The sequence below is a fragment of the Micromonospora sp. AB353 genome (assembly GCF_049538395.1).
Classification (GTDB): domain Bacteria; phylum Actinomycetota; class Actinomycetes; order Mycobacteriales; family Micromonosporaceae; genus Micromonospora; species Micromonospora aurantiaca.
Genome location: NZ_JBMVFV010000023.1, coordinates 26,599 through 42,731, shown reverse-complemented (window position 1 = coordinate 42,731; position 16,133 = coordinate 26,599). Strand labels below are relative to the sequence as shown.

At 73.2% G+C, this 16,133-nt stretch carries 15 protein-coding genes and 1 tRNA gene; 8 read left to right on the top strand and 8 right to left on the bottom strand.

Annotation, left to right across the window (positions count from 1 at the left end):
• Positions 1-5 precede the first annotated feature (5 nt).
• The 6 genes from ACPCK6_RS12950 to ACPCK6_RS12925 form a co-directional block, all read right to left on the bottom strand.
• Positions 6-464 carry a hypothetical protein gene (locus ACPCK6_RS12950; protein ID WP_423481216.1) on the bottom strand — a complete coding sequence of 153 codons (459 nt, stop codon included), beginning with the start codon at positions 462-464 and terminating at the stop codon, positions 6-8.
• A 134-nt stretch (positions 465-598) separates the two neighbouring features.
• Positions 599-4,180: an adenylate/guanylate cyclase domain-containing protein gene (locus ACPCK6_RS12945; RefSeq protein ID WP_396880843.1), complete on the bottom strand. Its 3,582-nt coding sequence runs from the start codon at positions 4,178-4,180 to the stop codon at positions 599-601.
• Complete coding sequence (locus ACPCK6_RS12940; RefSeq protein ID WP_423481215.1) at positions 4,177-4,971, bottom strand: MBL fold metallo-hydrolase; 795 nt, start codon at positions 4,969-4,971, stop codon at positions 4,177-4,179. Before ACPCK6_RS12940 ends, ACPCK6_RS12945 begins: the two co-directional genes overlap by 4 nt.
• Positions 4,972-5,088: 117 nt before the next feature.
• On the bottom strand, positions 5,089-5,550 hold the full coding sequence (locus tag ACPCK6_RS12935; RefSeq protein WP_120572751.1) for a RidA family protein: 462 nt from the start codon (positions 5,548-5,550) through the stop codon (positions 5,089-5,091).
• A gap of 5 nt (positions 5,551-5,555) precedes the next feature.
• Positions 5,556-5,711 carry a Sp36 family protein gene (sp36, locus tag ACPCK6_RS12930; protein ID WP_013289021.1) on the bottom strand — a complete coding sequence of 52 codons (156 nt, stop codon included), beginning with the start codon at positions 5,709-5,711 and terminating at the stop codon, positions 5,556-5,558.
• Positions 5,712-5,773: 62 nt separating this feature from the next.
• A complete protein-coding gene (locus ACPCK6_RS12925; protein WP_396880841.1) occupies positions 5,774-6,214 on the bottom strand; it encodes a hypothetical protein in 441 nt (146 codons plus the stop codon).
• A 336-nt stretch (positions 6,215-6,550) separates the two neighbouring features.
• Between ACPCK6_RS12925 and ACPCK6_RS12920 the strand changes: the two genes are divergently transcribed.
• The 3 genes from ACPCK6_RS12920 to bagB are packed head-to-tail and all read left to right on the top strand — an operon-like array spanning position 6,551 to position 9,338.
• Positions 6,551-7,111 (top strand): Rv0361 family membrane protein, encoded by a 561-nt coding sequence (locus ACPCK6_RS12920; RefSeq protein ID WP_423481214.1) that lies wholly within the window; start codon positions 6,551-6,553, stop codon positions 7,109-7,111.
• A 49-nt stretch (positions 7,112-7,160) separates the two neighbouring features.
• Positions 7,161-8,135 carry an ATPase BagA gene (bagA, locus tag ACPCK6_RS12915; protein WP_423481213.1) on the top strand — a complete coding sequence of 325 codons (975 nt, stop codon included), beginning with the start codon at positions 7,161-7,163 and terminating at the stop codon, positions 8,133-8,135.
• Between the two features lie 54 nt (positions 8,136-8,189).
• Positions 8,190-9,338, top strand: coding sequence for an ArsA family ATPase (bagB, locus tag ACPCK6_RS12910; protein ID WP_396880839.1), 1,149 nt, complete (start codon positions 8,190-8,192; stop codon positions 9,336-9,338).
• Between the two features lie 9 nt (positions 9,339-9,347).
• On the opposite strand, the gene ACPCK6_RS12905 is transcribed toward bagB, so the two are convergent.
• Complete coding sequence (locus tag ACPCK6_RS12905; RefSeq protein ID WP_043327856.1) at positions 9,348-9,668, bottom strand: WhiB family transcriptional regulator; 321 nt, start codon at positions 9,666-9,668, stop codon at positions 9,348-9,350.
• Positions 9,669-10,070: 402 nt separating this feature from the next.
• Here ACPCK6_RS12905 and ACPCK6_RS12900 point away from each other — a divergent pair, with 402 nt between their 5' ends.
• Positions 10,071-12,515: a transglycosylase domain-containing protein gene (locus ACPCK6_RS12900; protein ID WP_396880838.1), complete on the top strand. Its 2,445-nt coding sequence runs from the start codon at positions 10,071-10,073 to the stop codon at positions 12,513-12,515.
• Positions 12,516-12,592: 77 nt separating this feature from the next.
• On the opposite strand, the gene ACPCK6_RS12895 is transcribed toward ACPCK6_RS12900, so the two are convergent.
• Positions 12,593-13,048, bottom strand: coding sequence for a GatB/YqeY domain-containing protein (locus tag ACPCK6_RS12895; RefSeq protein WP_194801991.1), 456 nt, complete (start codon positions 13,046-13,048; stop codon positions 12,593-12,595).
• Between the two features lie 25 nt (positions 13,049-13,073).
• Here ACPCK6_RS12895 and ACPCK6_RS12890 point away from each other — a divergent pair, with 25 nt between their 5' ends.
• The 4 genes from ACPCK6_RS12890 (at position 13,074) to ACPCK6_RS12875 (ending at position 16,111) form a co-directional block, all read left to right on the top strand.
• Entirely contained in the window at positions 13,074-13,967 is an 894-nt protein-coding gene (locus tag ACPCK6_RS12890) for a metallophosphoesterase (protein ID WP_423481212.1), read from the top strand.
• 130 nt (positions 13,968-14,097) lie between these two features.
• Positions 14,098-14,174 (top strand) — tRNA-Pro (locus ACPCK6_RS12885).
• An 82-nt stretch (positions 14,175-14,256) separates the two neighbouring features.
• Entirely contained in the window at positions 14,257-14,931 is a 675-nt protein-coding gene (locus tag ACPCK6_RS12880) for an HAD family hydrolase (RefSeq protein WP_423481211.1), read from the top strand.
• Between the two features lie 76 nt (positions 14,932-15,007).
• Positions 15,008-16,111: a calcium:cation antiporter gene (locus ACPCK6_RS12875; protein ID WP_318336031.1), complete on the top strand. Its 1,104-nt coding sequence runs from the start codon at positions 15,008-15,010 to the stop codon at positions 16,109-16,111.
• Positions 16,112-16,133 lie beyond the last annotated feature (22 nt).

Here is a 16,133-nt window from a genome sequence, read left to right as displayed (position 1 = left end):
ACCCGTCAGCGGGCCGCGTCGGTGGCCGGCGCCAGCTCCGGCGCGGACACGGCAGCGGCGGGAGCCGCCCGGCGGGCGTCCCACCACAGTCCGGCCGCCGTGGCGAGCGCGCCCAGGCCCTCCCACGCGGCGACCGCGAAGAAGCGGTCCGGCGCGACGTCGGAGAGCACCGCGATGGTGAACACGGTGAAGGTGACCAGGCGGAACCACACGGTGAACCGGTAGAACGGCCGCCACTCGGTGGCGACGGCGAGCAGGTAGTAGACCCCCATGTTGAACGAGGCCATCGACGACGCGGTGAGGAACGTGCCGGTGTAGTCGCCCGGAGCGCGCTCGGCCGGCACCTCGAAGCCGAGCAGGCGCAGCTGCGTCTCCGGCCAGATCAGACCGAGCGCGCCGAGCAGCAGCGCGAGGAGCCCGAAGACCGCGATCGTCCAGCCGGCGCCCGAGCGCGGCAGCCTCATCGTTCCTCCCCAGCGTGATCTGCCGGTGGCGCAGGCGCGCACCGGGAGGCGACAGTCGATCCACGACTGTGGCCGCCCCACGCTAACCGGCTCCACCGACGAACACATCCCCGGAACCGTCAGAACACGGGCGATCAGCCGCCGGCGAGCCGCACCCGCAACGCGTCCGCGACCATCCGCTCACTGCGCTGCTCGGTGGCGTACGCGAGGCGTACCGCCTCCTCCGCGTGCGTCAGCGCCTCGGCCCGGCGACCGCAGGCGTCAAGCGCCTCGGCCAGCACGAGCAGTGCCACCACCTGGCTGCGGACGTCCTCCGCCGGGGCGGTGATCGACCGCTGCGCCCAGTCGAGCGCCTGTTCGCGCTGGCCGTGTGCGAGCAGCGCGGCGGCGTACCGGGCCATCGTCTGCCGCCGGGAGAACAGCAGCGAGGGCGCGTTCGCCGCGCCGGTGGCGACAGGCGCGAGCAGCCCCACGGCGGTGCCCGGGTCACCCGCCGCGAGGCGGGCCATGGCGAGCAGCACCCGGGGCGCGACCTGGGCCGGTGCCTGCGGGTTGTGCGGCTCCACCCGGGTCAGCACCGACCGTGCCTCCCGCTCGGCGGTCTCGTGGTCGCCCATGTCCAGCGCCACGAAGCCGCGCAGCGTCCCGGCCATGCCGGTGAGCAGCGGGTGGGTGGTGCGGTCGGCGTACTCGAGCGCGTCGGTGAACAGGTCGGCCGCGTGTTCCGGCTCGCCCAGCCCGCGCGCCACCACCCCGCGCACCACGAGCGCGAAGCCCTGCCCCCAGTCGTCGCCCACCTCGGCGAAGTCCCGGTACGCGCGCCGCGCCGCCCGGTCCGCCTCGGCCAGGTCGCCCAGCTCGGCGGTGGCGTACGCCTCGACCGCGCGCAGCGTCCCCACCGCCCACGCCTCGCCGACCCGCTCCCCGAACGGCAGGAACACCCGCGCCATCCGGCACGCCTCCCGCAGCCGGCCGGCGAGCAGCCGGGCGAACGCGGTGGTGCCGCGCAGCCAGGCCCGCCCGTACGGATCCTTCAGCTCGGCGAAGAGCCGGGCGGCCCGGCCGAGGACCGCGTCGGTGCCGGCGAAGTCACCCCGGGTGGTGGTCACCCAGGCCAGGTTCTGCAACGACCAGGCCTGCCCGCGCGGATCCCGGGCGGCGAGGCTGACCTGGTAGGACGCGGCGAGCCGGCTGCTCGCCTGCCCGAGCCGGCCGGCGATGAAGTCGGCCATGCCGAGCCGCCGCATCGCCGAGGCCCGCAGCGTGGGCAGGTCGGCGTCGGTGGCCACCTGCAACGCCTCCTGCCAGTTGCACTCGGCCCGCTCGGCGTCACCGAGGGTCTGCTGGGCCTGCCCGGCCAGCAGCAGCGCGGCGGTACGGGTGGCCGGGTCGCCGGTGTTCGCGGCGATCTTCTCGGCGAACGCGAGCGCGTCGGCCGGGCGACCGACCTGGAGCAGCGCCCGGGCGTGCACCACCCGGTCGGCCGCCGGCACCCCGTCGCGGGCCAGCTCGGCCGCGCGTTCGGCGTACTCGACGGCGAGCGCCGGCTCCCCCGACCGCAGCGACCGGCGGGCGGCCCGGCCCAGCGCGGCCACGCCCAGCGGGGTGACCGCCCGGGCCGGCGCGTCCGGGCGCAGCTTGACCGCGTCGGCGAGCGCTGTGGCCCGCTCCACGTGCTCGGCGACGAAGTCGTCCCGGGCGGCCTCGGTGAACGCGCCCCCGGGTGCGCCACCGGCCTCGTCGACACTCTCCGGCGCGGCCCAGCGGGCCAGCGCCGCGTGCCGCTCGGCCAGCTCGGCCTTGCTCACCCCCGCGTACGCGGCTTCCCGCATGAGCGGGGTGGCGAAGGCGAACCCGCTGCGGGTGCGGTGCAGCATGCGCCGTTGCAGCAGCTCCTCCACGGCCCGGTCCAGCTCGACGGCGGCCACCGCGGCGGGCCGCCCGTCCTGCCCGACCCGCTGTTCCCGCAGAGCCTCCAGCGCACCCGCCGGTACGGTGTCGCCCACCACCGCGGCGTCGCGCAGCGCCGAGCGGGCGTTCGGCGGCAGCGCGTCGATACGCGCGGCGAGCACCGCGGCCAGGTCCCGGGAGAGCAGCCGGCTGCCGAGCGAACCGGGGGCGAGCCGCCAGCCGACGTCGGCGCCCCGCCCCGGCCCGGCGGTGAGCGCACCGCGCTCCATCAGCAGCGTGACCAGCTCGGCCAGGTAGAACGGGTTGCCCTGCGCGGTGGCGAGCAGCCGGTCCGTGTCGGTCTGGGGCATGCGGCCGCCGGACAGGTAGCTGGTGAGCAGCCGGGAGGCGTCCGCGCCGCGCAGCGGCGGCAGCGCGTGCACCTCGGCGTCCGCGACGCGGGTCAGCGCGCCGGCGGTCCGTACCAGCTCGGGGCGGCCGAGCAGCAGCACCAGCACCGGCCCGCTGAGCCGGTTGAGGGTCAGCGCCAGCGCCTTGAGCGTCTCGGCGGTGGCGTCGTGCAGGTCGTCCACCACGATCACCAGCGGCGCCTCACCGGCGAGCGCGCTGAGCAGGTCCGCCACGGCGGTGGGCACCGCCTCGTCGTCCGGCGGGGGTCCGGCCGCGTTCCACTCGCCGTTCTCGGTGGCGGGCGGGAGTTCGGCGTACCCGAGCAGGGCCAGGAGCTGGTCCACGGCGATCGGCGGCGGGTCGCCGGGGAGCCGGGACAGGCGCTGGCCGAGCCGGCGCAGCCGCTCCTCGACGGCCGGCCGGGTGACGGCGGTGGCCGCGTCGCCCGGCAGGCCGACGGCGGCCCGGACCAGGTCGGCCAGCGGGGCCAGCCGGCGGCGCTCGCCGAACGCCGCGCAGCGCACCGAGAGGACGCGGGCGCCGGTGTGCGCCGCGTACCGCCCGGCGCCGACGTCGTAGCCGGCGGCGAGCCGCTCCACCTCGGCCGCGAACCGGGACTTGCCGATCCCCGCCTCGGCGGTCATCAGCAGCACCCGGGGCTCGCCCCTGTCGATCACCTCGGCGAGCCGGCCGGCGACCCGGCCGATCTCGGTCTCCCGGCCCACGAACGGCGCCTCGTCGCCGAGGCCGGACCGGGTGCCGGGCGCGTCGAGCAGGCCCAGCAGCTCGTACGCCTCGACCGGTTCCCGCTTGCCCTTGAGCCGCAGCGGGCGCAGCGCCCGCCAGGAGGCGACGTGCCGGGTGGCGGCGGAGGTGCGCGCCCCGGCGTAGACCGCGCCGACCGCGGCGGCGTCGGCCAGCCGGGCGGCGGTGTTCACCGTGTCGCCGATGACCGTGTACTCGATCGCCGCCTGGATGCCCGCGATCACGTCCCCGGTGTTGAGGCCGACGCGCAGGCCCAGCGGTGCGCCGCCGCCGCGCTCGTCGTCGAGCACCCGCCGCACCGCGCGCTGCATGGACAGCGCGGCGCGGACCGCCCGCTCGGCGTCGTCCTCGTGCGCCACAGGCGCGCCGAAGACCGCCATGATGCCGTCGCCGGTGAGCTTGTCGACGTGCCCGCCGAACGTCTTGACCGCGCCCGCGAGAGCGGCCAGCACCCGGTCGGTGACCGCGCCGACCCGTTCCGGGTCCAGGTCCTCCGACCAGGAGGTGAAGTCGGACAGGTCGCCGAAGAGCACGGTCACCACGCGGCGCTCGGCGGCGGGCAGGGTGGCGGCAGCCGGCAGCGCCGCCCCGCAGTTGTGGCAGAACCGCGCCCCGGGCACGGCTACGGTTCCGCACACCGGGCAGGTCACGGCTGCTCCACTCCGAGGTGTTCGAGCTGGGCCCGGACCGACCACTCGGCGGCCCACCACAGCGACCTGTCGACGTCGGCGTAGACCAGGGCGACCACCTCGGCCGCGGTGGTGGCGCCCGCGGCGACGGCGGCGCGCACCTGGTCCAGCCGGGCCCGCCGGTGGGCCAGGTAGAAGTCGGCCGCCACACCGCAGTCGGCGAGCGCCGGGCCGTGGCCCGGCAGCGCCGGGATCCCCCGGTACGCGGAGAGCAGCTCCAGGCTCGACAGGTAGTCGCCGAGGTGCCCGTCCGGGTGGGCGACCACTGTGGTGCCCCGGCCGAGGATGGTGTCACCGGTCAGCACGACGTGCTCGCCGTCGTGCGCGGCGACCAGGCAGACCGAGTCGGCGGTGTGCCCGGGGGTGGGCAGCAGTCGCAGGTCCAGCCCCACGTCGATGGTGGTGTCGGCGGTGAGCGGCTCGCCTCCGGCGGTGTGCGCCGGGTCGGCGGCGAGCACCGGTACGCCGTCGAGCAGCTCACGCAACCGGGGCGCGCCCTCGGTGTGGTCGGCGTGCCCGTGCGTGATCAGCACGCATCCGATGCGTCCCTGCGCCGCGATCGCGGCCAGGTGCCCCTCGTCGGCGGGCCCCGGGTCGACCACGACGGCGGGCGCGTCCGGCCCGGCCCGCAGCACCCAGGTGTTGGTCCCGTCGAGCGTCATCGGCCCCGGGTTCGGCGCACGCAGCAGCGTCACCCACCCCGGCAGCCCGTCCGCAAGCGCCCCCGCCGCACCGGCCATACGCCCACCCATGGCTGCGATCGTACGACTCCGCCCGCCACTCCCCGCGATCTTGCAGTTCCGGCCCGAGCTTTGTCCCCGTCTGGGGCTTCTGCCGGGGGCCACAACCGCAAGATCGCGGGCTCAGCGTTACGCGACCTCGACGATGACCTCTACCTCTACCGGGGCGTCGAGGGGAAGTTCGGCCACGCCCACGGCGCTGCGGGCGTGGCGGCCGGCCTCGCCGAACACGGCGCCGAACAGGTCGGAGGCACCGTTGATCACGCCGGGCTGACCGGTGAAGCCGGGTGCGCTGGCCACGAAGCCGGTCAGCTTCACGACCTTCACCACGTTCTCCAGCCCGACCAGCGCGTCGATCGCGGCGAGCGCGTTCAGCGCGCACCGCTCCGCCAGGTCCTTGGCCTGCTCGGCCGAGACGCCGTTGCCGACCTTGCCGGTGGCGAGCAGCTTGCCCTCGGCCATCGGCAGCTGGCCGGACACGTAGACGTGCTGCCCGGACTGGACGGCCGGCACGTAGCTGGCCACCGGCGGCACCACCTCGGGCAGTGCGAGGCCGAGCTCGGCGAGCTTCGCGTGAGGTCCGTTGCTCATGGAGGTCAGCCCTTCGGACGCTTCAGGTACGCGACGAGCTGCTCCGGGTTCGGGCCAGGAACCACGGAGACCAGTTCCCAGCCGTCCTCGCCCCAGTTGTCGAGGATCTGCTTGGTCGCGTGGACCAGCAGCGGCACCGTGGCGTATTCCCACTTCTGCATCGGAGGAGGGCTCCCTTGCCTGACTTGGACTTCGGTCAGGCACAGCCTACGGTCCGCCGCGGTCACCAGGACGCGGGACGCGGCTCCGGTGCCGGTGGCGGCTCGCCGCACGGGCCCTCGTGCTCGAAGCGCTGCGGGCACCGGCTGCGGTCGGGCAGCAGCAGGTCGCAGAAGACCCGGTGCCTGTTGTTCTGGTCGTCGGCGGTGGAGACGGTGGTCTCGCCCGCGTCCAGCTCCACCAGGAAGCCCAGCGAGGTGGCCACGGTTCCGGCGAGCGCGGTGGCCGCCGCCAGGTCGGGCACCCGGACCTGGAGGTGGATGACGTAGCCGGGCTCGTCCTCGTCCCGCCCCTTCCCGCCGGAGCGGGGCAGCGTCCGGACCGCCTCGGCCGGCGGGCCGTAGGAGCGCTCGTTGAACGGCGCGCCCGGCACCTCGGCCTCACCCGGCCGGCCGGCCCGGTCACCGGGGAACTGGCCTCGGGGACTGTTCTCCGCGTCGCGCATCCTTCGCCTCCGGGCGTCGTACCTGTTCAACAAACACCGCCATCCGGCTCGGAGCCGTCCCCGGCCCGGCTCTCCGCGTCGGGGACGAAGGTAGATCCTGCGACAAGTCCCGGCAACGGGACGCGCACGCTTCGTCACGTCCAGTCACATTTGCGACACAAGGCTGGTCGGGAACGCGGTAGCCGTGTCCGCCCGGCGGGGCGCGTACGCGGGGCTGGCAAGCGCACCGCCGACCGATACCCTTCCGGACTGGACGCGCGCCGACGCGCGCCCGCACACCTCGACCCGCGCCCGTCGCCTGGGGCGGCGACGGGAGCCGCAACCCGGGGGAGACAGATGACCCAACCGCCCGCCGGTGGCGACACCGGCACGCCCGGCGACCCGAATCCGCAACCGCCGCCGGGACCCGCACCCGCAGCCGGTCCGCCGCCGTACCCGTCCGACACCCCGCCGCGAAAGCGACCGGCGGTGCTGATCGTCTCGCTGGTGCTGGCCGCCGCGGTCGTGCTCTGCGGCGGTGGGGGCACCGCCGCGTTCCTCGCGTTACGCAACAGCGAGGACGGCCAGGGCGCGAAAGAACCGCAGGTAGCCGTGGACGGCTTCCTCAAGGCCGTCTACCAGGAGCGCGACCCCGAGAAGGCGGCCACGTTCGTCTGCTCGGCGGCCCGTGACGACGAGAAGATCGCCGCCAAGGTCACCGAGGTACGGGAGTACGTCGCGCAGTACCAGAACCCCCGGTTCCGCTGGCCCACCCCGACTGTCGACAACCAGACCGGGGACCGGGCCACCGTCTCCGCGCGGGTGACCATGACCACCGCCGACGAGAAGGTCGCCGAGCAGGCGCTGCGTTTCACTGTGGTGCGGAAGACGGGTTGGTGGGTCTGCGAGGTCGGCTGATCCCGCCGGCCGGACAGGGCTGGTCCCAACGGCTGGTTAGGCTCGACGGGTGGCAGCTAGTGAGCAGCCGGCCGAGTCCGCCGGCAGATGGCCGGCCCGCCTGCACGTGGTGACCGGCAAGGGCGGCACCGGAAAGACCAGCGTGGCCGCCGCGCTGGCCCTCGGCCTGGCCGCCGGGGGCCGGCGCACCCTGCTGGTCGAGGTGGAGGGGCGGCAGGGCATCGCCCAGCTCTTCGGCACCGACCCGCTGCCGTACGAGGAACGGCACCTCGCCGACGCGCCCGGCGGCGGTGAGGTGCGGGCGCTGGCGGTGGACGCCGAGGAGGCACTCCTCGAATACCTGGACATGTTCTACAAGCTCGGCGCGGCCGGCCGGGCGCTGCGCAAGCTCGGCGCGATCGACTTCGCCACCACGATCGCGCCGGGCCTGCGCGACGTGCTGCTCACCGGCAAGGTCAAGGAGGCGACCACCCGCACCAGCGGGTCGCGCCGGACGTACGACGCGGTGGTGCTGGACGCGCCGCCGACCGGGCGGATCGGCCGTTTCCTCAACGTGACGGCGGAGACCGCCCGGCTGGCGAAGGTCGGCCCGATCAAGACCCAGAGCGAGGGCGTCTCCGCGTTGCTCCGGTCCCCGATGACCGCGGTGCACGTGGTCACGCTGCTGGAGGAGATGCCGGTCCAGGAGACGCTCGACGCGGTCGCGGAGCTGACCCAGCTCGGTTTCCCGGTCGGCCGCGTGATCGTCAACGGCGTCCGCCCGCCGGTGCCGGCCGGGCGGGCGGTGACAGCGGCCGAGCTGAAGCGCGGGCTGGCCGCCGCCGGCCTGCCGGCCGACGGCCCGACCGTGGCCGGGCTCGTCGAGGAGGCTCGTGACCAGCAGGTACGCCGTGAGCTGGAGGACTCCCTGCGGGGTGACCTGGTGGATCTGGGCCTGCCCCTGGTCGAGTTGCCGCTGCTGCCCGCGGGGGTCGACCGGGCCGGGCTGGAGACGCTCGCCGAGGCCCTCGTCCGGGCGGATTGACTCACACCTGCGGCCGGCACGGAGCAGAGAGGCCCTCGGGACCGATACGCTCGATTGGTGCCTTCCGAAGACGCGGCGCCTCCGCTTGACGTCGACCAGATCCTCGCCGACGACGGCGTACGGATCGTGGTCTGTTGCGGGGCGGGCGGCGTGGGCAAGACGACCACTGCCGCGGCGCTGGCGTTGCGGGCGGCCGAGCGGCACGGCCGGCGGACGGTGGTGCTCACCATCGACCCGGCCCGCCGGCTGGCCCAGTCGCTCGGCCTGACCGAGCTGGACAACACACCCCGGCAGGTCAAGGGCATCGACGTCGAGGCCGGCGGCGGGGAACTGCACGCCATGATGCTCGACATGAAGCGCACGTTCGACGACGTGGTGCTCCAGCACACCGACCCGGCGAAGGCCGCGGAGATCTTCGCCAACCCCTTCTACCAGGCCATGAGTTCCACCTTCGCCGGCACGCAGGAGTACATGGCGATGGAGAAGCTGGGCCAGTTGCACGCCCGGGGCGAGTGGGACCTGATCGTGGTGGACACGCCGCCGTCGCGGTCCGCGCTCGACTTCCTGGACGCGCCGGCCCGGCTGTCCCGGTTCCTCGACGGCCGGATGCTGCGGCTGCTGCTGGCTCCGGCGCGCAGCGGTGGCCGGAGCATGTTCAGCCTGGTCACGGCGAGCTTCGGGATGTTCTCCAAGGTGGTGCAGAAGGTGATCGGCGCCCAGCTGCTCACCGACCTGTCCGGCTTCGTCGCCGCCCTCGACTCGATGTTCGGCGGGTTCCGGCAGCGCGCCGAGCAGACGTACCGGATCCTCCAGGCCCGGGAGACGGCGTTCCTGCTGGTCGCGACGCCGGAGCCGGACGCGGTCCGGGAGGCCGCCTACTTCGCGGGCCGGCTGCGTGAGGAGCGGATGCCGCTGGCCGGGCTGGTGCTCAACCGGGTGCACCGGCCGGCGGCGGGCCTGTCCGCGGCGGAGAGCCTGGCCGCCGCGGAGCGGCTGGCCGGCGAGGGTGGGCACGAGGGCACCGTCGAGGTGTTGCGGGCGCACGCCGCGCTGGCCCAGCAGGCGGTACGCGAGGAGCAGGTGGCGGCGCGGTTCACCGAGGCGTTCCCGGCGGTGCCGGCGGTGTCGGTGACGGCGCAGCCCGCCGACGTGCACGACGTCGACGGGCTGCGGACGATCGGCGAGGCGATCAGCCGGAGCTGACCGCTGCGGTCAGGTGGCCGTGGTGACCAGAACCTTGTCCTTGCCGGCCTTCTCCTTGGCGTTCTTCTTCATGGCCGCCTCGAACATCTTGCGCCAGCTGGTGACCTGCGGGTGACGGCGCAGCAACGCCCGGCGCTCGCGCTCGGTCATGCCACCCCACACGCCGAACTCGATCCGGTTGTCGAGCGCGTCGGCCAGGCACTCGTACCGAACTGGGCAGCTCCGGCAGATCCTCTTCGCCACGTTCTGTTCGGCGCCCTGTACGAACAACGCGTCCGGGTCTCCGTTCTGACATGCCGCCAGTGACGGCCAGTCAGTGATCATGCCCATCTGTACACGTCCCCCCTTGCAGTACCTACCGACTTCGCGCGAGCAGCCCTCGTACATCCCCCCGGTCGTTCGCCCCGGCCTCCCCAGGGCGGCACGAACGACACCGGCTGCGATCGCCGCCACCATCATGCTGTGTAGTCGCCCGATTACGCAACGTTGTCGGCGAAATCCATCATTCCGGACACTCCCGGCTTCCCGGGCTTTCGCCCCGCGACTACCCCGCCCGACTACGTGAAAACGCTGCGCCGCTCCCGGAGTTCGGCGAGACTTCCGCCGGATCCCACGCAACCTCGGACCAGGGCTCGTGCGTTTAGCACAACGAGGCCGGCGCGTGCAGGAAATGGGGAAACTTCCCCGCGCGCCCGCCGATTCCTACTCGCGTACCCTGTCGAGGTGACCTGGATGCGGAAACGTGACCACAACGTGCTGACCAACGCCGCATCGCTGCTGATCTGCGGCCTGTTGGCCGGAGTGGTGGTCGCCGCGGCGGCCTTCCCCGTGGCAGCGATGTCCGGACTGGCCGCCAAGGCCGGAGCGGAGACGTTCGAGGCGCTGCCCAAGGAGCTGACAGTCGCCCGGGCACCCCAGATCACCAAGTTGCTCGCGTCCGACGGCAAGACCGTGCTGGCCACGATGTACGACGAGAACCGCAAGGACGTCAAGTTCGAGGACATCTCGCCGCACATGAAGAAGGCCATCATCGCGGCCGAGGACCACGACTTCTACAAGCACAACGGTGTGGACATCAACGGCGTGGCGCGCGCCTTCGTCAACAACCAGGCCGCCGGCTCCTCCCGGCAGGGCGCGTCGACGCTCACCATGCAGTACGTCCGGCTGGCCATCTCCTACTCGGCCACGCACCCGGCCGACGTCGTCGCCGCGACCGAGGACACCAGCGGTCGCAAGCTGCGCGAGATGAGCCTGGCGCTCCAGGTCGACAAGGAGCTCTCCAAGGACGAGATCCTCCGGCGCTACCTGAACATCGCCGCGTTCGGCAACGGCGCGTACGGCATCTGGGCGGCCAGCCAGGTCTACTTCAACAAGCCGCCGAGCAAGCTCGACATCCAGGAGTCGGCGATGCTCGCCGGCATGGTGAAGGCCCCCACGGCGTTCGACCCGACCACCAAGGCGGGCTACCCGGAGGCGGTCGGCCGGCGCGACTACGTCATCCAGAACATGGTGCAGATCGGCGCGATCACCCAGCAGGAGGCGGACGCCGCCAAGAAGATCAAGCTCCAGGTCAAGGGCAAGCGCACCCCGAACGGCTGCACCCAGACCACCACCCGCTCCTGGGGCTTCTTCTGCGACTACCTCTACCGCTGGTGGCTCCAGCAGGAGACGTTCGGCGCCACCTCGTACGACCGTGAGCGGCGGCTCAAGAGCGGCGGCTACACCATCATCTCCACCCTCGACGTCCAGGCCCAGAAGGGCGCCGACAAGGCCGTCCGCAACAAGCTCGGCGAGAGCAGCAAGGCGGCCCGCATGGTGGCCGCCGTCGAACCGGGCACCGGCCGGGTCCGCGCCGTGGCGGTGAACCGGAACTTCAAGCTCGACGACCCGGCCGACCCGCAGAACAAGATCTCCAGCGACCCGAAGAAGGCCAAGAAGAAGATCCGGGGCAACTACCCCAACACGGTGAACCCGCTGGTCACCGGTGGTCCCGGCATCGCCGGCTACCAGGCCGGCTCGACCTTCAAGATCTTCACGCTGGTGGCCGCGCTGGAGAAGGGCTACCCGCTCAGCTACCCCATCAACGCGCAGCCGGTGTTCAAGTCCGACTACCCGGTCGAGTTCAACTCGCCCGCGGCCTGCCCGGGCACCAGCAAGTACTGCCCGAAGAACGCCAACCCCGCGATGGCCGGCATGCACAACATGTGGAGCGGCTTCGGCTTCTCGGTGAACACGTTCTTCATCGACCTGCAGCAGCGGGTCGGCGCGGAGAACGTGGTGAAGGCCGCGCAGAAGCTCGGCATCACGTTCCGCTCGTCGAGCGACGCGCAGCTCGCCGCCAACCCGCACCAGTGGGGTGCGTTCAGCCTCGGCGTCTCCCAGACCACCCCGCTGGAGCTGGCGAACGCGTACGCCACGCTCGCCGCCGACGGCAAGTACTGCGAGCCGATCCCGGTGCAGGAGATCCGCGGCCCGGACGGCGAGAAGCTGGACGTCGCCAACCCGCGCTGCGAGCAGCGCGTCAGCACCGAGGTGGCCCGCGCCGCCGTGGACGCCGCGCGCTGCCCGGTCGGTGACCGCTCCTCCACCACCAAGTGCGGCCCCGCCACCGCCGGCAACGTCCGCAACATCGTCAACGCGCCGGTGGCCGGCAAGTCCGGCACCACCGACTCCGACCGCACCTCGGCCCTGGTCGCGATGACCAAGCAGTACGCGGTGGCCGGCATCATGGCCGACCCGGACTGGCCGCAGACCAACCAGAAGATGGGCCACGACGAGACGCCCCAGGGCATCAACCCGGCGGTCTACCAGACGCTGCGCGACGCCATGAAGGGCAAGGAGCGGAAGAACTTCACGCCGCCCAGCGGCAAGATCGTCCTCGGTGACCAGCGCTCCATCCCGGGCGTCAAGTGCGAGTCGATCGACACCGCGAAGTCCCGGCTGAAGGGTGCCGGCTTCGAGCCGGTGGTCTCCAGCAACAAGGTGCCGTCGGAGTGCCCGGCCGGCACCGCCGCCGGCACCAGCCCGGACGGGCGCACCATCAAGGGTGGCGTGGTGATGATCGAGGTCAGCTCCGGCCAGGGCACGGGCACCCCGGAGCAGGGCGGCACCGCGACACCGGACCGGCCGGGTGGGCCGGGCGGGGGTAACGGCAGACCGGGACGACCGGGCAACTGACCCCGGACAGCAGACAGCGACGGCCACCTCCCCCGGGAGGTGGCCGTCGTCGTGTCCGCGCTACCGGAGCGCCCGGGTCAGAGGCCGAGCTGGCGGCGTACCTCCGCGGCGACCCGACCACCCTCGGCCCGGCCGGCCACCGCGCCCTGGGCCGCCTTCATGGCCGGGCCCATCTGCGCCTTGCCGGTGAAGCCGCCCGCGGTGAGCGCCCCCGAGACCAGCTCGGCCAGCTCCTCGTCGGAGAGCTGCTTGGGCAGGTAGCGCTCCAGCACCTCACCCTCGGCGGTCTCCTTGCCGGCCTGCTCGGCGCGCCCGGCGTCGGCGAACGCCACCGCCGCCTCGCGGCGCTTCTTGGCCTCCTTGGTCAGCACGGCGAGCACCTCGTCGTCGCTGAGCTCGCGCTTTTCCCGGCCGGCGACCTCGGCGTTGCCCACGGCGGCCAGGGCCATCCGCAGCGTGGAGGTGGTCAGCTCGTCGCGCGCCTTGAGAGCGGCGCGCATGTCGGCGGTGAGACGGTCCTTCAGCGTGCTCATGGACGGTGAAACTACCCTGAACGCCATGCGAAAGCGCACACTATTCCGGCTCGCGGCCGGAACCGTCGCCGCCGGCGCGGCCACCCTGGCGTACGCGTCGCTCATCGAGCGCAACATGTTCACCCTCCGCCGGTACGACGTACCGGTGCTCCCGACCGACGCCGAACCACTGCGGGTGCTGCACCTCTCCGACCTGCACATGATGCCCGGCCAGCGACGCAAGCAGGACTGGGTGGCCTCGCTGGCCGCGCTCGACCCGGACCTGGTAGTGGTCACCGGCGACAACATGGCGCACCCGGAGTCGGTGCCGGGCGTGCTGCGCGCCCTGCAGCCGCTGCTCGACCTGCCCGGCGCGTTCGTCTTCGGCTCCAACGACTACACCGGTCCGGTCTTCAAGAACCCCTTCACCTACTTCCTGCCCGACCGGGAGTACACCGAGGGCGTGCCGCTGCCGTCCGAGGAACTGCGCGACATCCTCACCGGTGCCGGCTGGGCCGACCTGAACAACGCCCGCACCACGGTCAAGGCCGGCGGGCGGGAGATCGAGCTGGTCGGCGTGGACGACCCACACATCGAACGGGACGACTACGACGCCGTGGCCGGCCGGGTCAGCGGCGACGCGGCGCTGTCGATAGCGGTGTCCCACTCCCCCGAGCCGATCGTGCTGGACCGGATGGCCGCAGACGGCTTCGGTCTGCTGCTCGCCGGCCACACCCACGGCGGCCAGGTCTGCGTGCCCGGGTACGGCGCCCTGGTGACCAACTGCGGGCTGCCCCGCTCGATGGCGCGCGGGCTGCACCGCTGGCCCGGCTCGGACTCCTGGCTGCACGTCTCCGCCGGCCTCGGCACCCACCCCACCGCCCCGATCCGCTTCGCCTGCCCCCCAGAGGCCAGCATCCTCACCCTGATCCCCCGCTGACCCCCGGCAGATCTTGGTACGCGGCCGCCCCTCGGAGGGCCGATCCGTACCAAGATCTGCCGGGTACGCGGGGCGGGGGGTACCGAGTTTGACCGTGGGGGCGGGTGGGCTACTATTTGTCGGCACGCCTCGGGGTGTGGCGCAGCTTGGTAGCGCGCTTCGTTCGGGACGAAGAGGTCGTCGGTTCGAATCCGGCCACCCCGACCAGAGGTAAGAGGGCACATCCGATCGATCGGATGTGCCCTCTGCGTCTTCCCGGCCCCGCTCACCGTCGCAGTAGGATCCCGCCATGCCACGGCCGGTCGTCTTCGACCTCTTCCACACCCTGGTCCACGGCGCCGACGACGAGCGGGACCGGGTGGTCGGCGAGATGGCGCTCGTCGTCGGCGTGGATCCGGCGGCTCTCGTCGCCGCGTACCACGCGACCTGGCGGGACCGCCTCGTCCGCTGGAACGCGGCGGAGACGGTCCGCATCCTCGCCGGGCGCCTCGGTGGTGTGCCGACGGATGAGCAGGTGGCCCGGGCCGCCGCGCACCGGCTGACCCTCGCCCACCGGGTGCTGGGCCGCGTCTCGCTCGCCACGCTGGACGTGCTCGACGCGCTGCGGGAGCGCGGGCACCGGCTGGCCCTGATCAGCAACGCCACCTCGGAGACGGCCGAGGCGTGGCCGGGCGGCCCGCTCGCCCGGCGTTTCGACGTCACGGTGTTCTCCTGCGAGGCCGGGCTGGCCAAGCCGGATCCGGCGATCTACCGCGCCGCCGCGCAGCGGCTGGGCGTCGCGCCGGCGGACTGCGTGTACGTGGGCGACGGCGCGGACGGCGAGCTGGCCGGCGCGGCGGCGGCCGGGATGACGGTGATCCGGACGACCGAACACCAGGACACCGATCCGGGCTGGATCGGACCGGTGATCGCGAACCTCGGTGACCTGCCCGCCCACCTGGAGCAACCGGCCTCGGCCGAATAGATCGACAGGACTGCCCGAAGCCACCCCGCCACGCGCGGTTGACCTCGCTGCCTGGCAAAGTATGCGCATGCCGCCGATGATCCGATCCCGCCTGACCGATTGGACCACCGTCGCGCCCCTGGTCGCCGTGCTCGTGCTCGTGATGACCTGGGGACGGGAGCTGCCCGGCCCGCTCATCTTCGTGGTGGCGGGCCTGCTCGCGGCGGCCGTCCTGGCGGCTGTCCACCACGCCGAGGTGGTCGCGCACAAGGTCGGTGAGCCGTACGGGTCACTCGTGCTCGCGGTGGCGGTCACCGTGATCGAAGTCGGTCTGATCGTCACACTGATGATCAGCGGTGGCGACAAGACGCAGGCGCTGGCGCGGGACACCGTCTTCGCCGCCGTGATGATCACCTGCAACGGCATCCTCGGCCTGTCGCTGCTACTCGGTGCGCTGCGGCGAAAGGTGGCGGTCTTCAATCCGGAGGGCACCGGCGGGGCGCTCGCCACGGTGGCCACGCTCGCCACGCTCAGCATGGTGGTGCCGACGTTCACCACGAGCCGGCCGGGCCCGGAGTTCTCCCCCGCGCAGCTCGCCTTCGCGGCGGTCGCCTCGCTCGCGCTCTACCTGCTGTTCGTCATGGTGCAGACCGGCCGGCACCGCGACTACTTCCTCCCGGTCACGCAGGAGGGCAGCATCCTCGCCGAGGACAAGACCGGCGACGGGCACGCCGAGCCGCCGTCCACCCGTACCGCACTGGCCAGCCTGGCCCTGCTGGTGGTGGCGCTCGTCGCGGTGGTCGGCGACGCGAAGACGATCTCCCCGGCGATCGAGACGGCGGTCAGCGCGGCGAACCTGCCGCAGGCGTTCGTCGGCGTGGTCATCGCGCTGCTGGTGCTGCTGCCGGAGACGCTCGCCGCAGCTCGGGCGGCCCGGCGGGACCGGGTGCAGATCAGCCTCAACCTCGCGCTCGGCTCGGCCATGGCCAGCATCGGCCTGACCATCCCGGCCATCGCGATCGCCTCGATCTGGCTGGACGGGCCGCTGGTGCTGGGCCTGGGCGGCACCCAGATGACGCTGCTGGCGCTGACCGCGGTGACGGCGGTGCTCACCGTCGTGCCGGGCCGGGCGACTGTGCTCCAGGGCGGGGTGCACCTGGTGCTGCTCGCCGCGTTCGTCTTCCTGGCCGCCAGCCCGTAAGCGGGCCCACCGGCCGGCCGCG